This is a genomic window from Actinoplanes sp. OR16, assembly GCF_004001265.1.
In the GTDB taxonomy this organism is placed as follows: domain Bacteria; phylum Actinomycetota; class Actinomycetes; order Mycobacteriales; family Micromonosporaceae; genus Actinoplanes.
In genome coordinates, this window is the sequence record NZ_AP019371.1 from 6,720,203 (window position 1) to 6,745,500 (window position 25,298).

The window sequence follows — 25,298 nt, forward strand, 5'->3', positions numbered from 1 at the left end:
GACGGTTAAGTGGATACGGTGCAACCGTGGCCAGACTCCTGCTGATCGAGGACGACCCCGCGATCCGGGGCACCCTGCTGCGTGCGCTGCGCGAGCGGGGACACGCGGTGGCCGCCTCACCGGCCGCGATGGACGGGCTGCAGACCGCCCTCGCGGAGCGACCGGATCTGATCGTGCTCGACCTCGGCCTGCCCGATCTCGACGGCCGCGAGCTGCTGCGCATGCTGCGGGCGGTCAGCGCCATCCCGGTGATCATCGCGACCGCCCGGGACGAGGAGACCGAGATGGTGCGGCTGCTCGACGCCGGCGCCGACGACTACGTGGTCAAGCCGTTCACCGCGGCGCAGCTCGACGCCCGGATCCGGGCGGTGCTGCGGCGCGGGGCCGGACCCGCGGAGAGCCCGGTCCTGACCATCGGCGGGCTGGCGATCGACGCTGGGGCGCGGACGGTCACCCTGGACGGTGCGCCCGTCGAGCTGAGTCCGCGCGAGTTCGACCTGCTGCACCACCTCGCGCAGCGGCCCGGCCAGGTGGTGACGAAGCGGGACCTGCTCAGCGCGGTGTGGCAGGTGCCGTACGGCGGTGCCGACAAGACCGTCGACGTGCACCTGTCCTGGCTGCGCCGCAAGCTCGGCGAGACCGCACAGGAACCCCGCTACCTGCACACCGTGCGGGGTGTCGGCGTCAAGTTGAGCAGCCCGGCGTGAGGTCCCGCCTCGCCCTGCTCGTCGCCGGCACCACGATGCTGGTCCTGCTGGCGTTCCTGGTGCCGCTCGCCGTGCTGGTCCGCGACTTCGCCGAGGACCGGGCCCTCAGCCGCGCCGGTGACGTGGTGCAGACGATCGTCCCGCTGGTCAGCGACATCGACGGACTCCGGCTGTCGGTGACGGCTCAGCCCGTACCGGTCTCGGTCTTCCTTCCCGACGGGAGCGTCATCGGTACGCCGGCCGCGCCCACCCCGGCGGTCCGCCTCGCCGCAGCGCGCGGCCGTGCCCTGAGCGTGGACACCGACGAGGGCCGCGAACTGGTCGTGCCGGTGGTCGGATCGGGTGGCACGACGGTCGTCCGCACCCTGGTCACCGAGTCCGCGCTGACCCACGGCGTGACGCGCGCCTGGCTGACCCTCGCCGCCCTCGGACTGGCGCTCGTGCTGCTCGGGCTCCTGATGGCCGACCGGCTGGCCCGCGCGATCACCAGGCCGATCACCGACCTGTCCGCGACCTCCCACCGGCTGGCGAACGCCGAACTCACCGCCCGCGCCGACCCGTCCGGCCCCCGGGAGCTGCGCGAGGTGGCCGGGGCGCTCAACCACCTGGCCGGGCGCATCCAGGAACTCCTCGCCGCGGAACGGGAACAGATCGCCGACCTCTCGCACCGGTTGCGGACCCCGCTGACGGCGTTGCGCCTGGAAGCGGAGTCCCTGCGCGACCCGGAGGAGTCGGCCCGGGTGGCGTCCGCCGCCGACGACCTGGCACGAGCGGTCACCGCGCTGATCGAACAGGCTCGCCACCGCGATGCGGTCCCCGGTTCCTGCGATGCCACCGCCGTCGTACGGGACAGGGTGGCGTTCTGGGCGGTGCTCGCCGAGGACACCGGCCGTGACCTGGAGCAATCGCTGCCCGACGGTCCTCTCCCGGTGAGCGTGGCGGCCGACGATCTCGGAGCGGTGCTGGATGCGCTGCTCGGCAACGTCTTCGCACACACGCCGGACGGCACGTCCTTCTCGGTCACGCTGTCCGCCGCGGATCGCGGAGACACGGATCGCGGAGACACGGATCGCGGAGACACGGATCGCGGGGGCGCGGTCCTCGTGATCGCCGACGAAGGCCCCGGGTTCCCGTCGTCGGAGGCCCGGCGCGGCGTGTCGGCGGGCGGCTCGACCGGGCTGGGACTGGACATCGCGCGGCGGGTGGCCCGCTCGTTCACGGTCGGTTCCGGCCCTGGGGGAGGGGCTACCGTGCGGCTGGAGATACCGGGGGCGTCGACGCGGGCGCCCGGCTGACGGCCGCCACCGCCGCTCCGGTGAGGCAGAGCGCGCCGCCGATCAGGGCGAGGGGCGGTGGAGATGCTGCTGGCGATCTGACCTTCCGGCGGCGTGATCTCGCGGCGGGTGATCCAGAGTTCGGGGCCGGGCGCCGGTCCTTGAGTTCGCCAGCCCCGGGTGATCGCGGCGTCCCGCAGTTCCACGGCGGCGCTGAGGATTCCGTCGTGTCTCCACGACGCCACCTCCACGGCGAATGCGAAGAGGTCAAGGCCATCGGTGCGGTCCACGCCGCGCATGTTCTGGACGTCCTGCAGCCTCCGGGCGATGCCGGGTGGTCGGAGTCGATGAACGCAGCGTTGAGGCATGCGAGCAGGCTGCCGGAATTGTCGTCGTGTCCGGTGATCTTCAAGGAAGGTGGATCATCGGGAACCCATTCGTCCGGCGGCGAAGAGGGCGTACTCGGCATTGGTGATCGGCTACCGGCGCTTCGACCGGGACAGCACGCCGCGCCGGGGCGCCGGAGCGCCGTCCGGGGACTGCCGCAGGGTGACGGCGAGGGTGAGAATCGCGACGAGGAAGGCGCCGAGGCTGGCCAGGCGGTCCAGATCGTCGAGGGTGTCGTCGGTGGCCCACACCAGGATCAGCACGAGGATCAGGGCGAGTCCGCCGGCGAGGAGGAGTGTGCGACGCACGCGGTCATCGTCCCAGCGGTGGCCCGATGGTGTCATCACCCGTCCGCTCATGGGGTGGGCTTCACCCCGACGCCTCCCCGGCGGGATGAAGCCCTTGGTCCGTGTGGCTGGTGGTGGGTCAGGCGGCGGCCGCTGAGGGCTCGTCGCCGGCGGATTCGGCTAGTCGGGCGATCTTCTGGAGCGTGACCTGGGGGTCAGCGGTCGGGTCCGCGGCGAGTTCGGCCACCTCGCGCAGCAGATCCTGGTAGTCGGGACCATTAGGGATTTTCTCGGCCATTCGCAGCAGCGCTGTGAGGTCGGCGATCGTGGTCCGGAGCCGGTCCGGATTGAGGCCTCCGATCACGACGGGCTGCAGATGAGGCTCGTCGGTCGTGCGCAGGATGCCCAAGCGGAACGCGATGGCGACCGCGTGCGCCTGATCTCGTGCGCCCAACTGCTGGTAGAGCGTCTTGAGCCGGGACTTGACGGTGTTCGGCGAGATGAACAATCGCGCCGCCGCCTCCCTGGCGGTCTCGCCTGTTGCCAGGGACTCGATGATCTCTTGCAGATGCGGCGCCAACACTGGCCTGATCGCAACGGGCCCAGCGTGGCTTCGATGCGCTTGCAGTGACATTCCCGCAATGTAGATCTTCAAAATCGTAATCGACCGTTGCCTATCGTGCCAGGTCGGGCTACGTTTGGGAGCGCTCCCAATCCCCAGGAGAGGTTCCTTCCATGACCCGATTCCCCCTGGCCGCCGCCGCTGGTCTGCTGGTGGCCGCCGGTGCCGTCGGCCTCGCCGGCGCCGCCGAGGCCGGCACGATCAGTGGCACGCTCTATCGTGAACCGGACACCGCCGTCGCCCGCTGGGTGGCGGCCAACCCGTCCGACTCCAGGATGCCGGTCATTCGCGACCGCGTCGCCAGCCAACCGGCCTCACATTGGCTGTCCAACTTCAACCAGTCGACGGTTCGCAGCGAAGTGTCCGGATATGTTAACGCGGCGAACGCGGCGGGCCAGATCCCGGTGCTGACCGTCTACGGCATCACCAACCGGGACTGCGGCGGCGCCAGCTCTGGTGGCGCGCCCGACCTCGGTCAATATCAGACCTGGATCTCCGGTGTGGCGTCCTCGCTCGGCAGCCGTACCGTCGTGATCATTCTCGAGCCCGACTCCATCGCCTTGCAGACCTGCCTGAGCAGCGGCGATCTCGCGGCGAGAAACCAGGCCCTGCGTACGGCGGTGCAGACGCTGAAATCAGGTAACCCCAACGCCAAGATCTACCTCGACGCGGGACACTCCACCTGGAACAGCGCCTCTGAGCAGGCCGGTCGGCTGATCGCGGCGGGCATCGGGGACGCCGACGGCTTCTACACGAACGTCTCGAACTTCAACCCGACGAGCGCCGAGGCCGCCTTCGGGCGGTCGATCATCAGCTCGCTGTCCGGGCGGGGCGTCACGGGCAAGCGGCAGGTCATCGACACGAGCCGTAACGGGGGCGCCAGCGGTGACTGGTGCGGTGACGACAACACGGACCGGCGGATCGGGCAGTACCCGACCGTGAACACCGGGGACGGCAACATCGACGGCTACCTGTGGGTCAAGCCGCCGGGTGAGGCGGACGGGTGCCGGTACGCCGCCGGTTCGTTCCAGCCGGATCTGGCGTACAGCCTGGCCGGCAGCGCGCCGAACCCGCCGTCGCCGTCGCCGTCGGTGTCGTCGCCGAGCACGTCGCCCAGTGTGTCGCCGAGTTCCTCGCCCAGCACGTCGCCGAGCGTCTCGCCGAGTGCCGGCAGCAGCTCGCCGGCCACGGGGAAGACCTGCTCGGCCGCGTTCCGGGTCGCGGGTACCTGGCAGGGTGGCTTCCAGGGCGAGGTGACCGTCACCGCGGGGTCGTCGGCGATCTCCGGGTGGGCGGTGTCGTGGACGCTCGCCTCCGGGCAGTCGGTGACCCAGGCGTGGAACGGGACGGCGACGACGGCCGGATCCACGGTGACCGTCCGTAACGTCTCGTGGAACGGGGGTCTGGGATCCGGCGCCACCGCACAGTTCGGATTCCTGGCGAACGGTTCGGCCTCCACGCCGGACCTGAGCTGCACCGCGTCCTGACGGTGTCCGCCGCGCCCCGGGCGATCGGTCGCCACGGGGCGCGGCTGTTCGGGTGAGCGAGGGAAGAGCAGCGCTGTCCCTCGTACAAGGAATGCTCTTCTTCCGTTGCCCGGAAGAAGTTGACTAAGGTCTATGCATGGCGAGTGAACGGATCGACGGGCTGGCCGCGGTGCTCAGTGCGGTGCGTGCCGAGACCGGGATCACGCAGCCGAGACTCGTCGAACGTGTCGGGCTCGGGCGGTCGGTCGTGGCGCAGCGGGTCGCCGAGCTGGAGAAGGCCGGGCTGATCGAGGGCGCCGGGTTCGGGCCGTCGTCCGGTGGGCGCGCGCCGCGGCGGCTGCGGCTGCGGGCCGGGCGCGGCGTCATCCTCGGTGTCGACATCGGGCCGGCCGAGGTCGTCGTCGGGATCGCCGACCTGACCGGGACCGTGCTCGCCACGCGGCAGCAGCGCGTCGACGTGGCCCGTGGCCCGGAGGCCGTGCTCACCCTCGCCGAGACCCTCGCGGCTGAACTCTGCCGGACACGGCGCAGACCGGTGTGGGCGGCCGGTGTCGGCGTGCCCGGGCCGGTGGAGTTCCGCACCGGACTGCCGGTCGTGCCGCCGATCATGCCGGGCTGGGACCGCTACCCGATCCGTGACCGATTTCGTGCGCGGTTCGGCGCGCCCGTCTGGGTGGACAACGACGTGAACCTGATGGCGCTCGGCGAACTGCACGCCGGATCCGGGGCGGCCGGGCACATGCTCTACGTGCGCGCCGGCGTCGGCATCGGCGCGGCGATCGTGATGGACGGGCGGCTCTACCGGGGCGCGAACGGGTCAGCGGGCGACATCGGACACGTCGCGATCCCCGAGGGCGACAACGTGATCTGCCGCTGCGGCAACATCGGCTGCCTCGAAGCCGTGGCCGGCGGCGTGGCGATCTCCGATCCGGTGCGCGCCGCCCTGATCGGCGGGACCCTCGCCACCCTGATCAGTTTCTACAACCCGAACCTGCTCGTGCTCGGCGGCAGCCTCGCCCGGGGCGGTACGCCCGTGCTCGGCGCGGTCCGCGAGGTGATCCACGAGCGGGCGCTGCCGCTCGCCACCCGTGACCTGCGGATCGAGCTGTCCAGTGTGCCCGAGGAGATCGCCGGCGTCACCGGCGCCGTGGCCCTCGCGCTCGACGAGGTCTTCGCGCCGGTGAACCTGGAGACGTGGCTCGCGGCCGGATCGCCGGATCAGGTCAACTGGTGATCAGGTGCCGCAGAAGGTCTGGTAGCAAGCGCCGAATCCCTCCGGGGCCGGCTCGGCGAACCGTTCGAGGCCATCGCGCTCGGTGAACGGGTCGCTGATCGCGGTCATCAGGTCGTCGATCTCGCCGCTTCCGAGTGCTTCCTCGACGAGGTGATTGCGGGGGATGTAGATCGGATTCACCCGCTTCAACGCGTCGACGTCCGGGTTCATCGCTCGCCAGTCCCGCAGCCATTCCGGATCCTGGACGGCGGCGGGGAGGTTGCGGAACGTCGACGTGTAGTCGAGGCGCCTATCGCGCATGTGGACGAGGAGACGCTCGGCGATCTTCCGGGCATCTCCGGCCTCCACCGCATCATCGAGGCCCAGCTTGCGGCGCATGCCGTTGGTCCACGCCTCGTCATAAGCCGGGCCGAAGAGGTTCAGCGACTCGGTGGCCAGCCCGACGGCCTTCTCCTCGTCGTCGTCGAAGAGCGGGAGCATCGCCTCGGCCAGCCGGGCCAGGTTCCAGTGCGCCACGGGAGGTTGGTTCCCGTACGCGTAACGGCCACCGGTGTCGATCGAACTGTAGACGGTCGACGGCTCGAAGACGTCGAGGAAGGCGCACGGCCCATAGTCGATCGTCTCACCGGAGACGGTCATGTTGTCGGTGTTCATCACGCCGTGGATGAAGCCCACGAGCATCCACTGCGCGACGAGTGCCGCCTGGGCGCGCACGACCGATTCGAACAGTCTGCGGTACGGCTCGCCGCTCTCCGCAGCCGACGGGTGATGCCGCGCGATCGCCTGGTCGGCCAGTCGTTTCAGCAGGTCGCGATCGCCGGTCGCCCGCGCGTACTGGAAACTGCCGACCCGCAGATGGCTGGCCGCGACCCGGGCGAGAACGGCACCCGGAAGGTTCTCCTCGCGACGCACCATCCGGCCGGTGGTGAGCACCGCCAGTGACCGGGTCGTCGGAATGCCGAGCGCGTGCATGGCGCGGCTCACGATGAATTCCCGCAGCATCGGCCCGACCGCCGCGAGACCGTCACCGCCCCGCGCGAACGGCGTTCGCCCGGACCCCTTCAGGTGCAGATCGCGAAGATTGCCGTGCTTGTCGGTGAACTCGCCGACGAGCAGCGCCCGCCCGTCACCGAGCCGCGGCGAATAACCGCCGAACTGGTGGCCCGCATAGGCCTGCGCCACCGCGGTGGTCCCGGCGGGCGGTTCACTTCCGGTCATCAGCCCGACGCCGCCGGCGCCGCGCAGCCACGCGGCGTCGAAGCCGCAGTCCGCGGCGAGTTCCTCATCGAGGACCAGGATCGCGGGATCGGGGAAGTCGGCGCCCTGCCACGGGATCGCCATCTCCGGCAGCTCCCGCGCGAACCTGCTGTCAAACGAAGGCATCTCCACCGATCAACCCTACGCGCTGCTCCTCCTCGTCTGCTCATCCGCCGTTCTCGGCGTCCCCGGCGTACACGACGTCGCCGGCCGCCACCTCGATGACGCCGCCGCCGTTCGGAAGCCGCAGCTCGTAGCCGAGGGGTTCCAGTGACCCGAGCCGGTGCCGGGCGGCCGCCACCTCCAGTTCGGCGCCGGCGAACTCCCCGGCCAGCACCCGCACCCGCAGCCCGGGCACGAATCCGGACGCGCCGTCGAGATCCGGCCCGATCGGGTCACGCCAGTGCGCGACGTCCCGGCGGGACTCCACCAGCAGCTGCATCGGCCGGTGGTATTCGTCGGCGCCCTCGCGGACGGTGAACCCGGCCGCCTCGAGGATCTCCTTGATCGCCCTCGTGATCGCCTCGTCGACGACCCCGCGGTGCCGCAGTGACCGGTGCTGCTCCCCGCCGGGTCGGTAGGCGCCGCGGCGCAGGGCGGCCAGGCCGGCGTCGACCAGTTCGGCGCCGGGATGCCAGCACACCCAGACGCCGTCGCCGTCGGTGTCCACCTCCGCGCCGCCGTGACGATCCTCGGGCCCGAGCACGGTCAGCCCGGCGCTGCGCAGCTCGTCACGGACCGATGCGGCGAGTTCCTTCGCGTGTTCCGGCATCAGTCAACGGTAGGCGCTTTCGGTCTCACAGCGGCTCGGCTGTGCGGGTCACGGTGTCGTAGGTGCGGGCGGCGATGCTGTCGCCGTACAGAAAGGGGAGGTCATGCAGTTGATCGAGCGCTCTCTCGTGGTGGTCCGCGGGCACGTTCAGAGCGAGGCTGACGTGCGGCACCCACTGATCCGGCGCGTGCAGCGGGTTGAGGCCGCCGATCGACTGCCACACCGCGGCGTGCAGCCTTCGCAAAGCGGGGGAATCAGCCTCCAGTACGAGGGCCCGCCCGAGCGAGCGCGCTGGGCCTAATCGGACAGGTACCGGCAGTGTCAGGGTTCCTGCGGGTCGTTCCGCGCTCGTCGTGAGGGTCACGTGCGGGCGGTTCGTGGCGTGCGTGTGCGTGGCGAGGCTGCGCAGACCCGCCTCGTGCAGCCGCCGCCACAGTGCGCGCACGGCGTCGTCGAGGACCGGATCGAGGAGGAGTTCCACGGTGTGCACATGCTCTATGGTCGCTGGGTGACGACGATCCTGGTGCCGTACCACCACGATGAACGCCTGCCCGACGACGACATCCCGATCTCCGCCGACGTCACGGTGACGCCCGGCGCCCTCACCGGCGACATGTGGCAGCGCATCACCACCGTCTGCGCGGCCACCGCGGCAGCGGTCACCCCGGTGGTCGCCGGTGGCGTCGTCCCGATCGTCTTCTCCGGCGACTGCCTGATCGCCGGGGGCACGGTGGCCGGTGTCCAGCAGGCCGGCATCACCCCGTCGGTCGTCTGGTTCGACGCCCACGGTGACGTGCACACGCTGGAGACGACCACGTCCGGCTATCTCGGCGGCCTTTCGGTCCGGGTCCTGACCGGAGCCCACCCCGATCGGTACGCCTCCGTCTTCGGCCTGACACCGCTCCCACCCCGCGACGTCGTCCTCGCCGACGCCCGCGACCTGGACCCGCCCGAAGCGCAGTACCTGGCGACCGGCGAAACCCGCCGCCTCCCCGTCCCGTCGATCACCTCCGAATCGGTCCCACCCGGCCCTCTGGTGATCCACATAGACCTGGACGTGATCGACCCGTCCGGCCTGCCGGGCCTTCGCTTCCCCGCCCCGCACGGCCCCACCGCCGCCGAGGTCCTCTCCGCGTGCGCTCGCCTGTTCGCCACCGGCCGGGTGGCAGCCCTGGACGTGGCCGCCCCGTGGCACCCCACCGACGATCCCGCCCAGCAGCATGTCCGGCGCTCACTGCTGACATCCCTGGCACTCCTGGCCGCCTGACCCCCCGGCCCGGCTGTGACGCATGGCTGCCCCACGGCGTGATCGACGGCGATGGGTCACAGCCGGATGGGGCCGGCCGTGATCGGTGGCTGTCCGCGCACCCGGTGGACGGCGATGAGTCACAGCCGGCTTCGGCGGGGGAGAGGGGCTACGGCCCGGGAGGTGGTGGTGGGGTGGTCGTCGCCCGGTGGAGGATCGTTATGGGCGGGCCGGGGAAGTCGCGGGGTGGGGTGGCCGCCAGGACCGAGAGGACCGCTTCGCCGAGGATCAGGCCGTGCGCGTGGACGTTCTTGGAGAGGGCCGACAGCGGCGGGGCCGCCAGCTCGCACAGTGGTGAATCGTCGCAGGCCAGCAGGCTCACGCCGGTCACCCCGGCGCGGGACAGCTCGTGCTGCGCGGCCACGGCCATGACGTCGTTGTCGAACACCACCGCCGTGGGTGGGGGCGCTGCCGCGAGCAGGGCGCGGACGCCCGCCACACCCGACGCGGCGCCGTAGTCGCCTTCGACCTCGACGACCCGTACGCCATGACGTGAGGCCACCGCGGCCAGGGCGGCGGACCGCTCGGCCGTGTGGACGAGGGCCGTGGGCCCGCTGACCCGGCCGATCGTGCGGTGGCCGAGTTCGATCAGGGACTCGACGGCTGCGGTCATGGCGGCGGCGTCGTCGGTGAGGACGCGCGGGAAGTGCGCGCAGGGACTTCGGCCGGCCAGGACGGCGGGCAGGCCGAGCGCGTGCAGGCACGCCGGGCGGCTGTCGTCGTGGGTCAGGTTCACGACGACGACAGCGGCCACGGTGTGATCGGCCGACCAGCGGCGGTAGGTGTCCCGCTCGGCCTCGAGGTCCGGCACCACCAGCAGCAACACCGTCGCACCGCGGGGTGCCAGGGCTTCCTCCATCCCGGCGATCAGCTCGGAGAAGAACGGCTCGACGCCCACCCGGGCGGCCCCACCGGTCAGCACGAGGCCGATCAGCCGGCCCACGTCAGCCCGCCGATGCGGACGACAGTGAGTTCGCCGATCGCAGCACGGTGGGGTCGGCGAACCGGGACGGATCCACCGTCGCTGATGTCGTGACCGAGAACGTGTGACTCTCGCCCGGCAGCAGGTCGATCAGCATGTCGTCCACGGTGGCGTCGGGTGCCACCCGATCGACCAGAAGAGCAAGATCGCGGAGGTACGAGGACGCGCTCACCGTGACCGCGTAACCGCCGTCGACGGGCTTCACGGTGACCGCGGGGGGCGTCGCGTCGTACCGGAGATCGAAGTCCTCGGCGAACAGGTGCGTGGCCCGCACGCCGTCCACCGACGCCACCAGGACCGAGTGGGCCGGATCCGGGGGAGTGAGCAGCGCCGACGGTACCTGCAGCAGCCGCACCGACCGAGCCGGAACCTCCAGCGGCACCAGGATCGGGCTGCCCGGAGAGTCGGAGAAGTCGGAGATGCCGACGGCAACGTCCCCACTCCACGCCGACGACGTGTCGTTGAACGCCACCATCACCGGAACCCCGGCCCTCATGACGAACCCGAGGCCCCGCGGCGCATACGCCGACCGCAACGCGTAGTAGGCGGGCTTCAACCGCCCGGCCCCATCCACCACGGCCCACGACGTGACCGGCCAGCAGTCGTTGAGCTGCCACAGGATGCTGCCCATGGTTCGCGGCGCGTGCGACCGCAGGTGCAGGACGGCATGCCGGGTGGCCCGGGCCTGGTTCAGCTGGGTCGCCCAGTGCCAGTCGGCGAAATCGGACGGGACCGGCATGTGGTGGGCGAGTCCCCGGTCGAGCTTGCCGTTCCCGTCCTCGGCCTTCTGGTGCAGCAGGAACGCGGCCGAGTCCTTCCGCAGATCAGCAGTGTCGACGGCGGAGGTCAGCGTCGCCCACGCCGGAGGCGCCTGCCATCCGAACTCCGAGCAGAACCGCGGCACGAACTGGTCGTGGAAGGTGTAGTCCTCGCGGTTCCAGGCCTCCCACTCGTGCCGGGTGCCGTACCGATCATCGTTGGGATGCGCTTCCGGGTGACCGGGGCTCGAAGGGCTGCCCGGGTGATAGGGCCGTGTCGGGTCCAGCGCGGCGAGCAGCGCCGGGAAATCCTCGTAGTAGTAGCGGGCGCCCCAGGTCAGATCGCCGAGCGCCGCCTTCCAGCCCCAGTCCTCGTGACCCCAGATGTTCTCGTTGCCGCCGTTCCACAGGATCAGCGACGGGTGCGGGGCGAGCCTGGCGACGTTCTCCCGCGCTTCGGCGAGGATCTCGGTCCGGATCGGTTCCTCCTCCGAGTACGCCGCACAGGCCAGTGGGAAGTCCTGCCAGACCAGAACACCGCGTTCGTCGCAGACGTCGTAGAAGTCGTCGCTCTCCCAGATGCCGCCACCCCACACCCGCAGCAGGTTGGCGTTGGCGGCGGCTGCGCGATCGACGGCGGCTGCCAATCTCGTACGGGTGAGTCGCGTGAGGAGATGGTCCTCGGGAATCCAGTTGAGCCCGAGCACGAAGATCGGCTGGTCGTTGACGACCAGGGTGAAGGCGTTGCCGTGCTCGTCCGGGGTCTCGTCGAGCCGCACGTCGCGGAAGCCGACCCGGGTGTCGAAGCGGTCCAGGTTCTCGCCCTGGTAGAGCAGCTTCACAGTGATCGGCACGAGGGTCTGCTCGCCGTAGCCGATCGGCCACCAGGCCGGGGCGTCCGGCAGGTCGATCTCGACGGTCGCGGAGCCGGCCGAGGCGGGGATCGGCAGGCGGCGCCGGCCGTGCTCACCGACGTAGACCTCGGCGACCAGGTTCACGTCGGCGGACCGCTCGACGTCGACGGCCACGGTCAGGTGGGTACGGGTGGCCAGCGGGCGGACGCTCGCGAGCCGGGCGGTCTGCCAGCGTTCCAGCCGGACCGGTTTCCAGATGCCCGCGGTCTGCAGGTCGGGTCCCCAGTCCCAGCCGAACGAGCAGGCCATCTTCCGGACCGCGTTGAACGGATGCGGGTACGGCCGGGGCCGCTCGCCGATCTCCTTCTGCAGCCGTTCGGCGTACTCCAGGGCGGAGGCGAACCGTACCGTCAGCGTCTGATCCTTGCCGGTCAGCAGGTGCCCGATGTCGAACCGGTAGCCACGATGCATGTTCGCGGTGCGCCCGATCTCCACCCCGTCCAGCTCGATGGAGGCGACCGTGTCGAGACCGTCGAAGACCAGGTCGACCCGCTCACCCGGCGCTGCCGGATCGGCCCGCAGCACGGTGTCGTACCGCCACGACGACCGGTGGAACCAGGCGAGCCCGGCCTCGTTCTCGCCGAGGTACGGGTCCGGGATCAGGCCGGCGTCCAGGAGGTCGGTGTGCACGGTGCCCGGGACGGTGGCGGGCACCGTGCGCCCCGTGATCTCCTGCGGGACCGGGCCGCCGGTCGCTCGTACGGTCCAGCCGGTGTGCAGCTCGGTCTTGCGCATAGCCATATTCTTAAGCTGCTGAACTAAGTCCGTCAACGAAGGGGGCCGCATGGCGCGTGGCCGGGCGAGGGAAGCGATCCTCGACGCCATCCGCGCGGCTGAGCCACTGAGCCGGGTCGAGATCGCGGCAGCGACCGGGCTCACCGAGGCCGCCGTATCGATGACCGTCCGCCGCCTCCTCGACGAGGGCCTGGTCGTCGAGACCGGCCGGCGGCCCACCGCCGGCAAGCCGCGCACGCTGCTGCGGCTCGACCCGTCGGCGCGCATCGCGGTCGGCGTGCACCTGGACGCGGGCAGCGCCACCTTCGTGCTCACCGGCCAGACTGGCGGCATCATCTCCCGGCTGGCCCGGCCCGCGAGCACCCCGGCGACCGCCGACGAGCTGGCCGCGGGGGTCACTGTGCTGCTCGCGGGTTCCGGAGTGGACGCCGCACGCTGCCTCGGCATCGGCCTGACCGGCTCGTTCGACGGCGCGGGCGATCTCGGGGCGCGCCTGTCCGTGGCCACCGGCCTTCCGGTGCTTGCCGAGAACGACGCGACGGCCGCGGCGTTCGGTGAGTACTGGGTGGCGCGGCTGGGGCCGGAGCGCTCCTTCGCGGCGCTGCATCTGGGCAGCCGGCTCGGCGCCGGCATCGTCGTGGGCGGCCGGGTGCTGCGGGGCGGTGAATTCGGCCATTTCTGCGTACGGGTGGACGGGCCCCCGTGTTCCTGCGGGTCGCGAGGGTGTCTCGAAGCGGTCGCCGGCCCCCGTACCGTCGTGGAGGCGGCGACATCGGACGCCGTGACCGCGGCAGAAGCCGGACTCGGCACCGGCTCGCGCGGCGTGGCCGCCGGGTTCGCCGCCGTGGCCCGCGCCGCCCGCGCCGGAGCGCCCGCCTGCCTCGCGCTGCTCGAGGAGTCGGCGGCCTTCGTCGCGGCGGCCGCGGAGTCCGTGGTGAACCTGCTCGACCTCGACCTGGTCGTGCTCACCGGGCCGGGATTCGCGGCGGCGTCGTTCGTCTACGGTCCGGCCATCCAGCGCCGGATCGCACCCGCCGACGCCGCGACCTGGCGCCGCTCGGTGACCGTGACCGTCTCGTCGGCGGCCTCCACGGCGTCCGCGACCGGGGCTGCCGCCATGGTGCTGCGTTCCTAGACTCACGCGCATGACTTCGACATCGACCGATAGGCGACCATCCGGGCTGGTCACCGGTTCGCTGATCGCCATCTCGTTCGGCACCGTCTTCATCATGGTCAACAGCGGAGGGCTGCCGGCGCCGTGGCCGCTGGTGATCCGGGTGGCCGGCGCGATCGCCGCCGTGGTCCTGCTGATCGCGGTCTTCCGCAAGGACCGGGCCACCACCGGCGGCCCGCCCGCGCGCGGCTTCTCCGACAAGTGGTTCCGGATCATCCTGGCGGCCGAGGTGATCGCGCTCTTCGGCGGCCTCTACCTGATCAACGGCGTGTGGGGGCGGCCGTCGCTGGGCGTCGCCTGGATCGCCACCGTCGTCGGGATCCACTTCTTCGGCCTGGCCCGGGCGTGGCGGATGCCGCTCTACCACGGGCTGGGCGCGGTGATGACCGTTCTCGGACTGGCCGGCTTCGCGATCTACGCGATGGACGGTTCGGACGCGGCGATCGGGCTGGTCGCGGGGGTCGGCTCGGGCGTGGCGCTCTTCGGCACGGTCGCCGTGGCTATTCGTAAATAACTTAAGTTTCTCGGTGCGGGACGTTGACAGCCGTGGATCCCCGGGTGCATTTTGGGAGCGCTCCCGAATGTCCCCTCGCTGGAGGTTCCCCCATGAGATCCAAATGGTGGGGCGCTCTGTTCGCCCTGCTCTGTGGCACGGCCGCCGTCCTGGTCGCCGCCCAGCCCGCACAGGCCGCCACCGGCTTCACCGTCTCCGGCACCAAGATCCTCGACGCGAACGGCAACACCTTCGTGATGCGCGGCGTCAACCACGCCCACACGTGGTACGCCTCGCAGCTCGGCTCCTCCCTCGCCGGCGCGAAGGCGCTCGGCTCCAACACCGTCCGCGTCGTCCTCGCGAGCGGTCAGCGGTGGACGAAGAACGAGGCGTCCGACGTCGCGAACGTGATCAGCCAGTGCAAGGCGAACCGGCTCATCTGCGTCCTCGAAGTGCACGACACCACCGGCTACGGCGAACAGGCCGGCGCCGCCACCCTCGCCCAGGCCGTCGACTACTGGATCTCGGTGAAGTCGGCGCTGGACGGCCAGGAGTCGTACGTCATCCTCAACATCGGCAACGAGCCGTACGGCAATGGCAGCGCGGCCACCTCGTGGACCGCCGACACGAAGTCCGCGATCACCCGCCTGCGCAGCGCCGGCTTCCAGCACCAGATCATGGTCGACGCGCCGAACTGGGGCCAGGACTGGCAGTTCATCATGCGCGACAACGCGGCATCGGTCTTCGCGGCCGACCCGAACCGCAACACCGTCTTCTCCATCCACATGTACGGCGTCTTCGACACCGCCGCGGAGATCAACGACTACGTGGGCCGCTTCCAGACGGCCGGGCTGCCGCTGGTGATCGGCGAGTTCGGGTACAACCACTCGGACGGCGACCCGGACGAAGACACGATCTTCGCCACCGCCCAGGCCCGCGGCATCGGCTATCTCGGCTGGTCGTGGAGCGGCAACGGTGGCGGCGTCGAATACCTCGACATGGTCACGAACTTCAACGCCTCGGCGCTCACGACCTGGGGCCAGCGCATCTTCAACGGCGCCAACGGCATCAAGGCGACCGCCGTGGAGGCGTCGGTGTTCGGTGGACAGCCGCCGTCCTCGTCGTCGTCCCCGTCCCCGTCGCCGTCCGTCTCCACGCCGCCGTCGTCCCCGCCTCCGCCTGCCGGAGCCTGCACCGCCACCTACACGGCCGGCAACTCGTGGCCGGGCGGTTTCCAGGGAACGGTGACCGTCAAGGCCGGTTCGGCGGCGATCAACGGGTGGACCGTCTCCTGGACGTGGCCCAACGGTCAGCGCTTCACCAACTCCTGGAACGCCTCGGTGACCACGTCCGGTGAGGTGGTCACGGCCAAGAACGCCCCCTACAACGGGTCGCTGGCGGCCGGCGCTTCGACGAGCTGGGGTTTCACGGCCTCGTCCGGCACCACCAACTCGGCACCGTCGACGGTCAGCTGCACCACGCCCTGATGATCTGACAGCCGGAGGATCCGCCGGCCTGCACGGTGCTCTCGGCGCCGTGCAGGCCGCGTGCCCGATGGTCAGATCTGGCCGGAGACCCTGGTCATCCGGTTCTGGTCGTCGAATGCGACGCGCATCTCGCTGCCGGAGGAGTGTCTGCCCACCACCAGGGACGGCGTGTTGTCCGCGATCGACCAGCCCTGCTGGTGGAGGAAGGAGAGCAGCGTCAGCCGGTGGTCGAGTTCGAAGACGCCGATGACCTGGGGAACGACGAGGAACGCCCGCTCGGGGCTGACCGGTGCGACGATCTCGGCCGGCAGGTCGCCGAGGTGGAAGAAGACCGCCCCGCCGTCGTAGGGGCCTCGGTAGTAGCAGCGGTCGGTGAGACCGGAAGCGATCAGGGCGAGGCGGGCGCCGTCGGCGCGGGACAGCGGAAAGCCCGGCTCGGTGAGTTCGGCGACGGACCGTTCCTCGCCCACGGCGCGCAGCCACTCACTGAGGTGCAGCAGCTGCGGCGGCAGGTTGCTGCCGGTGTTCGCCCAGGCCCACAGCCAGCTGCCGTCGATGTGACTCTCGGTGCCGAGCAACTGGATCGGGAAGCGCAGATCGTCTCCGAACGTGGCGACGCCGGCATTCAGGTCCAGCTGCCAGTCGCGGTCGCCGATCAGGTCGGCGAGGGCCAGCTGGCGGGCGTAGGCGGTGGCGGCGTGCTGGGCGAAGAGCTCGTCAAAAGCGGACACCGCGCCACCCTAGCCGCGGGGATCGCCGTCCTTGCCCTGGAGGGCCTGGCGGAGAGCGGCCACCTCGTCGGCGAGGGCGAGCACCGCGTGCGCGTGCGCGGCCGCGATCACGGCGGGGGTGCCGGGCAGCTTGCCGGAGACGCTCGCCAGTAGCTCGGTGGCGAGGTGACGGTGGCTGGCAGGCGACATTCGCGCTCCTCAGGGCCGGTGCGACGGGACGAGAGGATCGTGTCACGCCCGCGCAAGAAAGTCCGTGATCCGCGCAGCCACCAGGTCCGGCGAGTGCACCGGCAGATCGTGCGACGCGCCCGGAACGGTCTCCACCCGGGCATCCGGCATGACCCGTTCCAGTCGCGCCGCCACCTCGGACGCCGGATAAAGTGCACTCTTCTGGCCGATCAGGATCAGTGTCGGTACGCTCACCGCCCCCAATTCGGCGTCGGTCAGCGGCACGGGAACGGGCAACCGCCGCCGGAACCGCATGGTGAGCGGCAGCAGCGGCATCAGTTCGTCGTCACGCAACGTGGCGTTGCGGACGACTCCGGCGAGGCGGCGGCGCACCGGGCGAGGGCTGATCCCGGCGAGCCCACCGGCGGCCAGCCAGATCCAGAACCGGGCGCCGACCGCGCCGAACCCGCCCGGGTCGAGCAGCGTGAGGCTGGCCGCGCGGCCGGGATGCTCCACCTCGTAGCGCAGCGCCGCCCAGCCGCCGTACGACATGCCGACCAGGTGCGCGCCGTCGAGTCCGAGAACGGTCAGCGTCTCGTCGAGGCACGCCACCACGTCGCGGGCGGTCGACATCGGCCGGGTCTGACGGGCGGCGCCGGGCTCACCGATCGGGTCGAGCGCGATCACCGGGTGGGTGCGGCCGAGCCGGGCGGCGTAGTGGTACCAGGTCACGGCGTTCCCGCCGGCGCCCGGCAGCAGCACGATCGGCGTGCCGGCCGGGGCGCCGCTGCGATAGGCGACGGCCTCGCCGAAGCTCGTGCCCGCCCGGATCGGGTCGTCGCCGCCGGGCAGCAGCCGGGACAGGGCGGCCCGGTACGCGGTGTCGAACCGTTCCCGGGCCGGTGCGCTGGTGAAGGCGCCGACGCGGTCCTCCATCGCGCGAACGTATCAGTTATCGGCGTCGATGCACCTATCCTCATCGCCATGAGGGTGCGCTACGGATTCGCGGTGCTGGTGTTCCTGTTGATGGCGTGGTCCGGAGCGGGGCTGGCCGGGGCGGACTCGCCGGGGCTTCCGCTCGCGTTCCTGATCGGGGGAGTGGCCGGCGCCGCCGGTTCGATCGCCGCGATGCTGGGCCGGCGACGGCTCGCCCGCACGGTGATGCTCGCCGGGGCGGCGACGGCGGCGGTCGCCGGATTCGCCTTCGCGCCGGGTGGCGTGGACCGCGGCTTCGTCATCGGCGCCGCCGTGCTGGTGGCCGGTCTGCTGGCACTGTTCGCCCTGGTGTCCACGCCCCGCTCGACGACAGGACGTGGCGAGACCGGCCGGAGCTAGGAGGTGCCGGGATCGCCGGCGGCTGCTCAACACCGCGACCCTGCAGAGCTGACCAGAGAGGAGTCCCCGGCCTCAGGCAGGCCGGGGACTCCACGCGCGCAGGACGTCCTCGCCCTCGCGCCCGTACTCCTCGAACCCCGCCTTCGCGGCCACCGCCGCCGAAGCGCCGTTGAGCTCGTGGTGGCGGATCACCACCCGTTCGATGCCGGGCAGCTGCAGCGCCACCCGCGTGAGCACCTTCACCGCGGCCGTCATGTGACCGCGACCGGCCCACGGTGTGCGGATCCAGTAGCCGATCTCCAGCGCTCCCGGGCCGACCCGCGTCATCAGGCCGATCGAGCCGATGAGGTCACCGACCGCCGTGAAGATCGCGTAGTTGAACTCGGTGCCCTTCGCCCAGCTGTCCACCGACCGGGTGATGTAGTCCAGCGCATCGGCGTCGGCGTAGGTGTCGATCGCCCACGGCAACCACGGCTTCAGCTCGGTCAGGGACTCCTGCACGGCGGCGGCCGCCTCGGCCGCCCACTCCGGCTCCCACCGCTTCAGCACGAGATCGCCGGCATTGATCATTTCTGGTGGTTCCATGCCGGACAGCATCGGGCGTCGACCTTCGTGACGCAATCCGATTCAGCGGTAACTGATCACCGGGAACGGCCAGGACTCGGCCAGCCAGCGCGTCACCACGACGGTGAGCTCCTCGTCCCGATGGGCGCGGTCGGCGCGGACCCAGGACAGCACCCGCACGTCACCGGGCGGTCCCGGCTTCAGGTAGACGCAGCCGATCACCTCGCGCGTCGCCGGATCCAGCACCGCGTAGGCGAAGTCCTCCCGCCGCGCCGACCGCTCGGCATGGCTGCGCAGGTCGGCGAGGTTCTCGTCCGCGGTCATGCCGCCGACCGGCGGCCAGCCGCTGTCGAACCCCGGTGTCGCCCGGATGTGCTCGATGCTCGCCATCCAGGCCTCGTGGTCGGACTCGTTGTGCTCCGGCCCCAGCAGCTCCAGCCGGAAGTCCTTCGTGGTGTGCACTTCCGGCACGTCGAACCCGTCGTCCACCAGCCCCATGTCCTCATTATTCATGTCACATGATCGATAGATGACTGGGCCACGCCGCGCCTCCGGAGGCAGGATGTCTCGTCATCCGTCGATGGGTTGGAGTTCCCATGTCGCAGAACCCGCTCCGCCGCCGGTCACGCGCGTCATCCCCACCAGACCCCGGCCCGTGTCCGGGAGACCGCCACCGGGCAGCACCCGTTCGTCATCGTCCTCGGCTGCGCCGATTCACGGGTGCCGCTGGAAGTCGTCTTCGATCAGGGCGTCGGTGACGTGTTCGACAACCGGGTGGCCGGCAACATCGTCGACGACCTCCTGCTGGGCAGCATCGAGTACGCCGTCGAGGAGTTCGCCCCGCCCCTGATCCTGGTCCTCGGCCACGAGCGCTGCGGAGCCGTGTCGGCGACCTTGGAATCGCTGCGCACCGGCACCACCCCGCCCGGCCACATCGCCGCGATCGTGGACGCCCTGACGCCGACCGTCGCCCCCTATGCCGACGACCCCGGTGGCGTCGAACCGGCGGTCCGGGCCAACGTGCGAGCCCAGGCGGAGGCGCTGCTGTCCACCAGCGCGATCGTCCGGGAGAGCGTCGCCCACGGCGAGACGCTGGTGCTGGGCGCCCGCTACGACCTGGAGTCCGGCCTGGTGACCCTGGTCCACTAGCCGGGGGCTATTCCGGGAGGACGGCTATCTCGCTGTAGAAGTGGTTGATCTGGCGGACCGCCGCCTCGAACGAGTCCAGGTCCAACGGCTTGGAGACGTAGGCGTTGGCGTGCTTCGCGTACGAGGCGGTGATGTCCGGCGCGGCAGTCGACGTCGTCAGGACCACGATCGGGATGCTCTTCAGGTCGTCGTCGTGCTTGATCTCGTTGAGGACCTCGTGGCCGCCCATCCGGGGCATGTTGAGGTCGAGCAGGACGAGGTCGGGGCGGGGCATCGACGCGTACCGGCCCAGCCGGCGCAGGAAGTCGAGCGCCTCACGGCCGTCCTCGACCGAGTGCACGACGGGCGGAAGGGGCACGGCGAGCAGCGCTTCCTCGATCATCATCGTGTCCGCGGGGTCGTCGTCGACCACCAGGACGTGCTGCAAACGTGAGCCCCCTGACATAGCCGCACACACTACTGGACCGTGATCACCTAGGATTGCCCGCCATGGCGCCCGAAGTTCTGCCGATGCGGCCGATGACCGCCGGGGAACTCCTCGACGCGGGCGCCGCTCTGCTGCGCCGCCGGGCCCTGCCGATGCTCGCGCTCGCCGCCCCGCTCGCCGCCGCCGAACAGGTGCTGCTGGGCCGCTGGCGGGAGGGCGCCGGGCTGGGCGCGCCGACGTACATGCCGGATTTCGGGGATTTCGGCACCTGGTGGACGATCACCGCGGCGGGGCTCGGGATCGAGGCGGCGATCATCGCGCTGCTGGGCGCCTACGCGGGCGCGGCGGCCGGTCCGGCGCTGCTCGGCAAGCCGGTCAAGCACCGCGCCCTCTGGTCCCGCACCCGGCCGATCGCGACGATCACGGCCACCGCGTTCCTCGGGATATCGGCCGCCATGGCGGCCTATGCCGGCTTCGTCCCGTGGCTGATCCTCTACGGACTCACCGGCTTCGTCACCGCGGCGCTCACCCTCAACCGCACGAACCGCCCACTGCGCCGCTCGGCCCGGCTCGCGATCCGGGACGGCGCCCGGCCGGCGTTGATCAGGCTGCTCGCCTACTTCACCTTCTTCCTGATCCGCTTCGCGCTCGGCACCGCCTGGGTGGCCGTCGCCGGCCAGGCCGGATGGTCCATCGGAACATCGATCCTGACCTGGGCCGTCCCGATCGCCTGGGGCATCGCGAACACGGTCGCCTATGCGGCGCTAGCCTGCCTGGACGCGGCCCTGCTGGTGGAGGCCCGCATTCGCACCGAGGGGCTGGACATCGAGATCGAGCGGGAGCGCGCACGCGGCGGCGACGGCTCGCGCGCGCTGGTGGACGCGTCGTGAGCAGGCGATACGACGAGTGGATCGCGGACCTGTTCGATGTCGTACCGGGCCGGACGGTCTTGCTCCTGCTCTTCCTCGCGACGTTGACCGGTTCACTCCTCTGGTATTCGTTCCCGGTCTGGATCCCGCGCGGCATGCCCCGCATCAGCCTCCGCCTGCCCGGCCTGCCCCGATGGCGCCGCCGCCGTCGCCCGGCCCCTCATCCGGAGGCGGAGACCCAGGAGATCAAGACCCCTTCGCCGGTACGACCGGAAGCCCCGCTCACCGGCCAGAGCGCCGACGTCCTGGCGTCGCAGGGCCGTTACGACGAGGCGATCCGGCAGCGGATGCGCGACACCGTCACCGACCTGACCCGGGCCGGCGTGGTGGCCCCGGAGCCCGGCACCACGGCGGCCGAGCTCGCCGACGCGGCGGCCGGCAGCCGCCCGGGGATCGCCCCGGCCATGGACGCGGCCACTGCGTTGTTCTCCGAGGTCTGGTACGGCGACCGCCCGGCCCGGGCCGAGCACGACGAGCACATGCGCCGCCTCACCGACGAGGTCCGCACCGACGTCGGAGGCGCTCGGTGAGCCGCCACGGGGTTCGCACCGATGCCGGAGGCGCGCGGTGAGCCGGCTGGATCCCCGGACCCACCGGCGGATGCGGATCGTCTGGCCGTTCACGGCCCTGCTCGTGATCGTCCTCGGGACACTCCTGGTCCATGCCGGGCAGCAGCCTGATCCGGGCGATCCCTCGTACCTCGGACCCGGCGCGAGCGAAGGCACCGGGAGTGACCGGCTCGCCGCCGCGCTCCGGGCGCGCGGCACCGAGGTGACCGAAGCCGCGACCGTCGAGAGCGCGCTGACGGCGGTCCGGTACCGGCCCGGCGCGACGCTCTTCGTCCCGGCGCCCTCCTTCACCGACCTGCAGAACCTGACCACCGCGACCGGGCTGCCGTCCGGCACCCGGATCGTGGTGGCCGGCGCCGAGCAGCGTGACCTGGAACGGACCGGGTGGACGGTGTCGCACCAGGGCACCCGGTGGGCGGCGAAGGCGGTCGGCGCGGACTGTGACATCCCGCTGCCCGGCCCGGCCGCGGTGCTGCGGCAGCGGTACGCCTCCCCGGAGGGCAGCGTCTGCTTCCAGGGCGGGCTCGCGACGTTCACCGACGGGCCGGTCACGGTGATCCTGGTCGGGGCGGCCGACCCGTTCCGCAACGACCGGATCGGCGAGCACGCGAACGAGGCGTTCGCGACGACGGTCCTCGGCGGCGACCGGGTGATCTGGCTGAGCCTGCACGAGCGGGAGAACGGCCCGGTGGATCCGGAGCCGTCGGCGGAGGCGTCCACCAGCCCGTTCGAGCTGCCGCCCGCCGAGGAGGACGACCCCGCGTCCACGCCGAGACCGACCGCGACCGGCGCCGGGCAGCAGCCGCGCGCCGGGGACGGGCAGCCGCCGAAGCCGCCGATCAGCGACGCGTTCCCGGCCGCGGTCTGGGCCACGCTCGCGCTCGCGGTGCTGGTCCTGGTCGCGCTCGCCGCCGCCGCGGCCCGCCGGCTGGGCAGCCCGGTCGCCGAGCCGCTGCCGTCGAGCGTGCCGGCGCACGAGACCATGCTCGGGCACGCCGGCCTCTACCGGCGCGCCCGCGCCCGCGGCCCGTCCCTGGACATCCTGCGGGCGGCCGCACGGCGGCAGCTCACCGAGCATCTGGGGCTGCCGGCGGACGCCTCGCCCGAGGAGATCGCGGACCGGGCCGGGTTGCCGCCGGGCCGGGTACGCGAGGTGCTCGACGGCGATCGGCCGCAGACGGACGCGCAGTTCGTCACGGCCGCTGAGAACGTACCGAAGCTTGTTCTTGATGTCGTGAAAAGGCCTGATGAAGGGAACCGTCTGTGACCGCCGAATCCGAACAGGCCCGCCTCGCGCTGAGCCGGCTGCGCGCCGAGGTCGGCAAGGCCGTCGTCGGGCAGGAGGCGGTGGTCGGCGGCGTCGTGGTGGCGCTGCTCTGCGGTGGGCACGTGCTGCTCGAAGGCGTCCCCGGTGTGGCGAAGACGCTGCTGGTCCGGGCCGTCGCCGCGGCACTCGCGCTGGACACCAAGCGCGTCCAGTTCACCCCGGACCTGATGCCCGGCGACGTGACCGGCTCGCTGGTCTACGACGCGCGCAGCTCGGCGTTCAACTTCCGGCCCGGCCCGGTCTTCACGAACCTGCTGCTCGCCGACGAGATCAACCGCACGCCGCCGAAGACCCAGGCCGCGCTCCTCGAAGCCATGGAGGAACGCCAGGTCAGCGTCGACGGCACGCCGCGCCCGCTGCCGCAGCCGTTCCTGGTCGCGGCGACCCAGAACCCGATCGAGTACGAGGGGACCTACCCGCTTCCGGAAGCCCAGCTCGACCGGTTCCTGCTGAAGTTGTCGGTGCCGCTGCCGGAGCGCGAGGACGAGCTCAACGTCCTGCGGGCACACCACCACGGGTTCGATCCGCGGGATCTCAAGGCCGCCGGGGTCACCGCCGTCGCCGGTCCGGCCGACCTGGCCGCCGGTCGTGCCGCCGTGCAGCGGGTCGCGGTGGCCGAGCCGGTCCTGTCGTACATCGTCGACCTGTGCCGGGCCACCCGGCAGGCGCCCGCCCTGGAGCTGGGCGCATCCCCGCGCGGGGCGACGGCGCTGCTCGCGATCGCGAAGGCGTACGCCTGGCTGAACGGCCGTGAGTACGTGCTGCCCGACGACGTGAAGGCGTACGCCGTCCCCGCCCTGCGTCACCGGGTCCGGCTGCGCGCCGACGCCGAACTCGACGGCGCGACGGTGCCCGCGGTGCTGGCCGGCATCCTCGCCGCCGTGCCCGCGCCGCGCTGATGGTCACCCGCCGCTTCGCCCTGATCCTCCTCGCCGGGCTGCCCCTGCCGGCGCTGCTGCCCGCGCCCTGGATCGGCCTGCTGCTGGTGGCAGGCTTCGCGGTGGCCGTGGCGCTGCTCGACGTGTTCGTGGCGGGCCCGCTCACCGCGGTCCGGCTGTCCCGCTCGGGTGACCGCACGGTCTGGCTCGGTGGCACCGCCACGGTCACGCTCACCGTCACGAACACCGGCCGCCGCCCGCTGCGCCTGCAGGTCCGGGACGGCTGGGTGCCGTCGGCCGGGGCGTGGCCGGCGCAGCACGACGTGTTCCTGCCGCGCGGCGCCCACCAGGGACTCGAGGTGAAGCTCAACCCGGTACGGCACGGTGACCGGCCCGCGGTCCAGGTCACCCTCCGCTCGGTCGGGCCGTTCGGTGTCGCGTACCGGCAGAGGAGCCGCACGTGGAACGCGGCGATCTCGCCGCCCTGGGTGCTGCGGGTGCTGCCGCACTTCCCGTCGCGCCGGATCCTGCCGGAGAAGCTGGCCCGGATGCGGGTGATCGAGGGCTCGGCGGTGACCCGGGGCCGGGGCGCGGGCACCGAGTTCGACGCGCTGCGCGAGTACGTGATCGGCGACGACGTCCGCTCGATCGACTGGCGGGCCAGCGCGCGGCACAACGACGTGATGGTGCGGACCTGGCGCCCGGAACGCGACCGCCGGGTGATCTGCGTGATCGACACCGGCCGGACGTCCGCGGCCCGGGTCGGCGACGCGCCCCGGCTGGACGCGGCCATCGACGCCGCGCTGCTGCTGGCCGTGCTCGCCACCCGGGCCGGCGATCGCGTGGATCTGTTCGCCCTGGACGCCGTGGTGCGGGCCCGGGTGTCGGCCGCCGGCTCCAAGGTCGACCGGATCATCGACGCGATGGCCGCGCTGACGCCCGCCCCGGACGAGACGGACTGGACGGCGCTCGCCGCCCACCTGCTCAAGCGTGACCAGAAGCGGTCGCTGGTGGTGGTCTTCACCGCTCTGGAGCCGGCCCCGATCGTGGAGGGTCTGCTGCCGCTGCTGCGCAGGCTGACCGCCCGGCACCAGGTCGTCGTCGCGGGCGTACGGGATCCGGCCGTCTCGCAGCTCGCCGTCCTGCCGTCCACGGCGCCGGCGACCGCCGCCGATGTGCATCTCGCGGCCGCCGCCCAGCGGGTGCTCACCGAGCGGGACCGGGTCCGCGACGTCCTGACCCGGTTCGGGGCGATCGTGGTGGACGACGACGCGGGAGCGTTCGCGGGCCGGGTCGCGGACGTCTACCTGCTGCTCAAGGCGACCGGCCGGTTGTAGACACGCGT

Annotated in this window: 28 protein-coding genes; 15 read left to right on the top strand and 13 right to left on the bottom strand. The window is 71.7% G+C overall.

What is annotated here, in order from left to right; all coding sequences use genetic code 11:
* Positions 1 to 26: 26 nt before the first annotated feature.
* Complete coding sequence (locus tag EP757_RS30725) at positions 27 to 707, top strand: response regulator transcription factor (RefSeq protein WP_127551904.1); 681 nt, start codon at positions 27 to 29, stop codon at positions 705 to 707.
* A complete protein-coding gene (locus EP757_RS30730; RefSeq protein WP_127551905.1) occupies positions 704 to 2,002 on the top strand; it encodes a HAMP domain-containing sensor histidine kinase in 1,299 nt (432 codons plus the stop codon). The genes EP757_RS30725 and EP757_RS30730 overlap by 4 nt, the downstream gene beginning before the upstream one ends.
* Positions 2,003 to 2,460: 458 nt before the next feature.
* Here the strand turns inward: EP757_RS30730 and EP757_RS30735 are convergent, their stop codons facing one another.
* On the bottom strand, positions 2,461 to 2,676 hold the full coding sequence (locus EP757_RS30735) for a hypothetical protein (protein WP_127551906.1): 216 nt from the start codon (positions 2,674 to 2,676) through the stop codon (positions 2,461 to 2,463).
* Between the two features lie 118 nt (positions 2,677 to 2,794).
* A complete protein-coding gene (locus tag EP757_RS30740) occupies positions 2,795 to 3,289 on the bottom strand; it encodes a helix-turn-helix transcriptional regulator (protein ID WP_127551907.1) in 495 nt (164 codons plus the stop codon).
* A 101-nt stretch (positions 3,290 to 3,390) separates the two neighbouring features.
* Here EP757_RS30740 and EP757_RS30745 point away from each other — a divergent pair, with 101 nt between their 5' ends.
* Both EP757_RS30745 and EP757_RS30750 read left to right on the top strand, forming a co-directional pair.
* The gene (locus EP757_RS30745) at positions 3,391 to 4,764 is read left to right on the top strand and encodes a glycoside hydrolase family 6 protein (RefSeq protein WP_127551908.1); all 1,374 of its coding nucleotides are present in this window, start codon (positions 3,391 to 3,393) and stop codon (positions 4,762 to 4,764) included.
* A gap of 136 nt (positions 4,765 to 4,900) precedes the next feature.
* Positions 4,901 to 5,998 carry an ROK family transcriptional regulator gene (locus EP757_RS30750; protein ID WP_127551909.1) on the top strand — a complete coding sequence of 366 codons (1,098 nt, stop codon included), beginning with the start codon at positions 4,901 to 4,903 and terminating at the stop codon, positions 5,996 to 5,998.
* Here the strand turns inward: EP757_RS30750 and EP757_RS30755 are convergent, their stop codons facing one another.
* From EP757_RS30755 to EP757_RS30765, 3 genes are read right to left on the bottom strand one after another with little or no spacing between them, the layout of a single operon-like run.
* On the bottom strand, positions 5,999 to 7,381 hold the full coding sequence (locus EP757_RS30755) for a YdiU family protein (RefSeq protein ID WP_127551910.1): 1,383 nt from the start codon (positions 7,379 to 7,381) through the stop codon (positions 5,999 to 6,001).
* A gap of 40 nt (positions 7,382 to 7,421) precedes the next feature.
* Positions 7,422 to 8,027, bottom strand: a complete 606-nt coding sequence (locus tag EP757_RS30760; RefSeq protein WP_127551911.1) for a hypothetical protein — start codon at positions 8,025 to 8,027, stop codon at positions 7,422 to 7,424.
* Between the two features lie 25 nt (positions 8,028 to 8,052).
* The gene (locus tag EP757_RS30765) at positions 8,053 to 8,517 is read right to left on the bottom strand and encodes a 2'-5' RNA ligase family protein (protein WP_197725418.1); all 465 of its coding nucleotides are present in this window, start codon (positions 8,515 to 8,517) and stop codon (positions 8,053 to 8,055) included.
* On the opposite strand from EP757_RS30765, the gene EP757_RS30770 reads away from it, so the two are divergent.
* Positions 8,410 to 9,294, top strand: a complete 885-nt coding sequence (locus tag EP757_RS30770; RefSeq protein ID WP_232050085.1) for an arginase family protein — start codon at positions 8,410 to 8,412, stop codon at positions 9,292 to 9,294. The genes EP757_RS30765 and EP757_RS30770 overlap by 108 nt on opposite strands.
* Positions 9,295 to 9,442: 148 nt before the next feature.
* Here the strand turns inward: EP757_RS30770 and EP757_RS30775 are convergent, their stop codons facing one another.
* Both EP757_RS30775 and EP757_RS30780 read right to left on the bottom strand, forming a co-directional pair.
* The gene (locus EP757_RS30775; RefSeq protein ID WP_127551913.1) at positions 9,443 to 10,276 is read right to left on the bottom strand and encodes a substrate-binding domain-containing protein; all 834 of its coding nucleotides are present in this window, start codon (positions 10,274 to 10,276) and stop codon (positions 9,443 to 9,445) included.
* Position 10,277: 1 nt separating this feature from the next.
* The gene (locus EP757_RS30780) at positions 10,278 to 12,722 is read right to left on the bottom strand and encodes a glycoside hydrolase family 2 protein (protein ID WP_162521022.1); all 2,445 of its coding nucleotides are present in this window, start codon (positions 12,720 to 12,722) and stop codon (positions 10,278 to 10,280) included.
* Positions 12,723 to 12,771: 49 nt separating this feature from the next.
* On the opposite strand from EP757_RS30780, the gene EP757_RS30785 reads away from it, so the two are divergent.
* The 3 genes from EP757_RS30785 to EP757_RS30795 all read left to right on the top strand — a co-directional run bounded on the left by EP757_RS30785 (position 12,772) and on the right by EP757_RS30795 (position 15,876).
* A complete protein-coding gene (locus EP757_RS30785) occupies positions 12,772 to 13,857 on the top strand; it encodes an ROK family transcriptional regulator (protein WP_127551915.1) in 1,086 nt (361 codons plus the stop codon).
* Positions 13,858 to 13,867: 10 nt separating this feature from the next.
* Complete coding sequence (locus tag EP757_RS30790; RefSeq protein ID WP_127551916.1) at positions 13,868 to 14,410, top strand: hypothetical protein; 543 nt, start codon at positions 13,868 to 13,870, stop codon at positions 14,408 to 14,410.
* A gap of 92 nt (positions 14,411 to 14,502) precedes the next feature.
* Positions 14,503 to 15,876 carry a cellulase family glycosylhydrolase gene (locus tag EP757_RS30795; protein ID WP_127551917.1) on the top strand — a complete coding sequence of 458 codons (1,374 nt, stop codon included), beginning with the start codon at positions 14,503 to 14,505 and terminating at the stop codon, positions 15,874 to 15,876.
* Between the two features lie 71 nt (positions 15,877 to 15,947).
* On the opposite strand, the gene EP757_RS30800 is transcribed toward EP757_RS30795, so the two are convergent.
* From EP757_RS30800 to EP757_RS30810, 3 genes are read right to left on the bottom strand one after another with little or no spacing between them, the layout of a single operon-like run.
* Positions 15,948 to 16,607 carry a DUF6882 domain-containing protein gene (locus tag EP757_RS30800; RefSeq protein WP_127551918.1) on the bottom strand — a complete coding sequence of 220 codons (660 nt, stop codon included), beginning with the start codon at positions 16,605 to 16,607 and terminating at the stop codon, positions 15,948 to 15,950.
* Between the two features lie 9 nt (positions 16,608 to 16,616).
* Entirely contained in the window at positions 16,617 to 16,796 is a 180-nt protein-coding gene (locus tag EP757_RS30805; RefSeq protein ID WP_127551919.1) for a hypothetical protein, read from the bottom strand.
* Positions 16,797 to 16,838: 42 nt separating this feature from the next.
* A complete protein-coding gene (locus tag EP757_RS30810) occupies positions 16,839 to 17,711 on the bottom strand; it encodes an alpha/beta fold hydrolase (protein ID WP_127551920.1) in 873 nt (290 codons plus the stop codon).
* A gap of 48 nt (positions 17,712 to 17,759) precedes the next feature.
* Here EP757_RS30810 and EP757_RS30815 point away from each other — a divergent pair, with 48 nt between their 5' ends.
* Entirely contained in the window at positions 17,760 to 18,110 is a 351-nt protein-coding gene (locus tag EP757_RS30815) for a hypothetical protein (RefSeq protein ID WP_127551921.1), read from the top strand.
* A 72-nt stretch (positions 18,111 to 18,182) separates the two neighbouring features.
* On the opposite strand, the gene EP757_RS30820 is transcribed toward EP757_RS30815, so the two are convergent.
* Together EP757_RS30820 and EP757_RS30825 are read right to left on the bottom strand one after the other, a co-directional pair.
* Positions 18,183 to 18,695 (bottom strand): GNAT family N-acetyltransferase, encoded by a 513-nt coding sequence (locus tag EP757_RS30820; protein WP_127551922.1) that lies wholly within the window; start codon positions 18,693 to 18,695, stop codon positions 18,183 to 18,185.
* Positions 18,696 to 18,737: 42 nt separating this feature from the next.
* Positions 18,738 to 19,172, bottom strand: a complete 435-nt coding sequence (locus tag EP757_RS30825) for an N-acetyltransferase (protein ID WP_127551923.1) — start codon at positions 19,170 to 19,172, stop codon at positions 18,738 to 18,740.
* Positions 19,173 to 19,259: 87 nt separating this feature from the next.
* Between EP757_RS30825 and EP757_RS30830 the strand changes: the two genes are divergently transcribed.
* The gene (locus EP757_RS30830) at positions 19,260 to 19,823 is read left to right on the top strand and encodes a carbonic anhydrase (RefSeq protein WP_255435205.1); all 564 of its coding nucleotides are present in this window, start codon (positions 19,260 to 19,262) and stop codon (positions 19,821 to 19,823) included.
* A gap of 7 nt (positions 19,824 to 19,830) precedes the next feature.
* Here the strand turns inward: EP757_RS30830 and EP757_RS30835 are convergent, their stop codons facing one another.
* Complete coding sequence (locus EP757_RS30835) at positions 19,831 to 20,268, bottom strand: response regulator (protein WP_127551925.1); 438 nt, start codon at positions 20,266 to 20,268, stop codon at positions 19,831 to 19,833.
* Between the two features lie 44 nt (positions 20,269 to 20,312).
* On the opposite strand from EP757_RS30835, the gene EP757_RS30840 reads away from it, so the two are divergent.
* From EP757_RS30840 to EP757_RS30860, 5 genes are read left to right on the top strand one after another with little or no spacing between them, the layout of a single operon-like run.
* Entirely contained in the window at positions 20,313 to 21,140 is an 828-nt protein-coding gene (locus EP757_RS30840) for a hypothetical protein (RefSeq protein ID WP_127551926.1), read from the top strand.
* Positions 21,137 to 21,709 carry a DUF4129 domain-containing protein gene (locus EP757_RS30845; RefSeq protein ID WP_127551927.1) on the top strand — a complete coding sequence of 191 codons (573 nt, stop codon included), beginning with the start codon at positions 21,137 to 21,139 and terminating at the stop codon, positions 21,707 to 21,709. The genes EP757_RS30840 and EP757_RS30845 overlap by 4 nt, the downstream gene beginning before the upstream one ends.
* Positions 21,710 to 21,746: 37 nt before the next feature.
* On the top strand, positions 21,747 to 23,015 hold the full coding sequence (locus EP757_RS30850; protein WP_127551928.1) for a DUF4350 domain-containing protein: 1,269 nt from the start codon (positions 21,747 to 21,749) through the stop codon (positions 23,013 to 23,015).
* Entirely contained in the window at positions 23,012 to 23,974 is a 963-nt protein-coding gene (locus EP757_RS30855) for a MoxR family ATPase (RefSeq protein ID WP_127551929.1), read from the top strand. Before EP757_RS30850 ends, EP757_RS30855 begins: the two co-directional genes overlap by 4 nt.
* Positions 23,974 to 25,290, top strand: a complete 1,317-nt coding sequence (locus tag EP757_RS30860) for a DUF58 domain-containing protein (RefSeq protein WP_127551930.1) — start codon at positions 23,974 to 23,976, stop codon at positions 25,288 to 25,290. The genes EP757_RS30855 and EP757_RS30860 overlap by 1 nt, the downstream gene beginning before the upstream one ends.
* Positions 25,291 to 25,298: the final 8 nt, after the last annotated feature.

Bases quoted from the DNA above. Each gene is read 5' to 3' on its own strand.
- EP757_RS30750 (WP_127551909.1), top strand. From the start codon at position 4,901: ATGGCGAGTGAACGGATCGACGGGCTGGCCGCGGTGCTCAGTGCGGTG.
- EP757_RS30760 (WP_127551911.1), bottom strand. From the start codon at position 8,027: ATGCCGGAACACGCGAAGGAACTCGCCGCATCGGTCCGTGACGAGCTG.
- EP757_RS30780 (WP_162521022.1), bottom strand. From the start codon at position 12,722: ATGCGCAAGACCGAGCTGCACACCGGCTGGACCGTACGAGCGACCGGC.
- EP757_RS30745 (WP_127551908.1), top strand. From the start codon at position 3,391: ATGACCCGATTCCCCCTGGCCGCCGCCGCTGGTCTGCTGGTGGCCGCC.
- EP757_RS30815 (WP_127551921.1), top strand. From the start codon at position 17,760: ATGAGGGTGCGCTACGGATTCGCGGTGCTGGTGTTCCTGTTGATGGCG.
- EP757_RS30820 (WP_127551922.1), bottom strand. From the start codon at position 18,695: ATGGAACCACCAGAAATGATCAATGCCGGCGATCTCGTGCTGAAGCGG.
- EP757_RS30805 (WP_127551919.1), bottom strand. From the start codon at position 16,796: ATGTCGCCTGCCAGCCACCGTCACCTCGCCACCGAGCTACTGGCGAGC.
- EP757_RS30755 (WP_127551910.1), bottom strand. From the start codon at position 7,381: ATGCCTTCGTTTGACAGCAGGTTCGCGCGGGAGCTGCCGGAGATGGCG.
- EP757_RS30785 (WP_127551915.1), top strand. From the start codon at position 12,772: ATGGCGCGTGGCCGGGCGAGGGAAGCGATCCTCGACGCCATCCGCGCG.
- EP757_RS30810 (WP_127551920.1), bottom strand. From the start codon at position 17,711: ATGGAGGACCGCGTCGGCGCCTTCACCAGCGCACCGGCCCGGGAACGG.
- EP757_RS30840 (WP_127551926.1), top strand. From the start codon at position 20,313: ATGGCGCCCGAAGTTCTGCCGATGCGGCCGATGACCGCCGGGGAACTC.
- EP757_RS30740 (WP_127551907.1), bottom strand. From the start codon at position 3,289: ATGTCACTGCAAGCGCATCGAAGCCACGCTGGGCCCGTTGCGATCAGG.
- EP757_RS30825 (WP_127551923.1), bottom strand. From the start codon at position 19,172: ATGGGGCTGGTGGACGACGGGTTCGACGTGCCGGAAGTGCACACCACG.
- EP757_RS30795 (WP_127551917.1), top strand. From the start codon at position 14,503: ATGAGATCCAAATGGTGGGGCGCTCTGTTCGCCCTGCTCTGTGGCACG.
- EP757_RS30835 (WP_127551925.1), bottom strand. From the start codon at position 20,268: ATGTCAGGGGGCTCACGTTTGCAGCACGTCCTGGTGGTCGACGACGAC.
- EP757_RS30790 (WP_127551916.1), top strand. From the start codon at position 13,868: ATGACTTCGACATCGACCGATAGGCGACCATCCGGGCTGGTCACCGGT.
- EP757_RS30860 (WP_127551930.1), top strand. From the start codon at position 23,974: ATGGTCACCCGCCGCTTCGCCCTGATCCTCCTCGCCGGGCTGCCCCTG.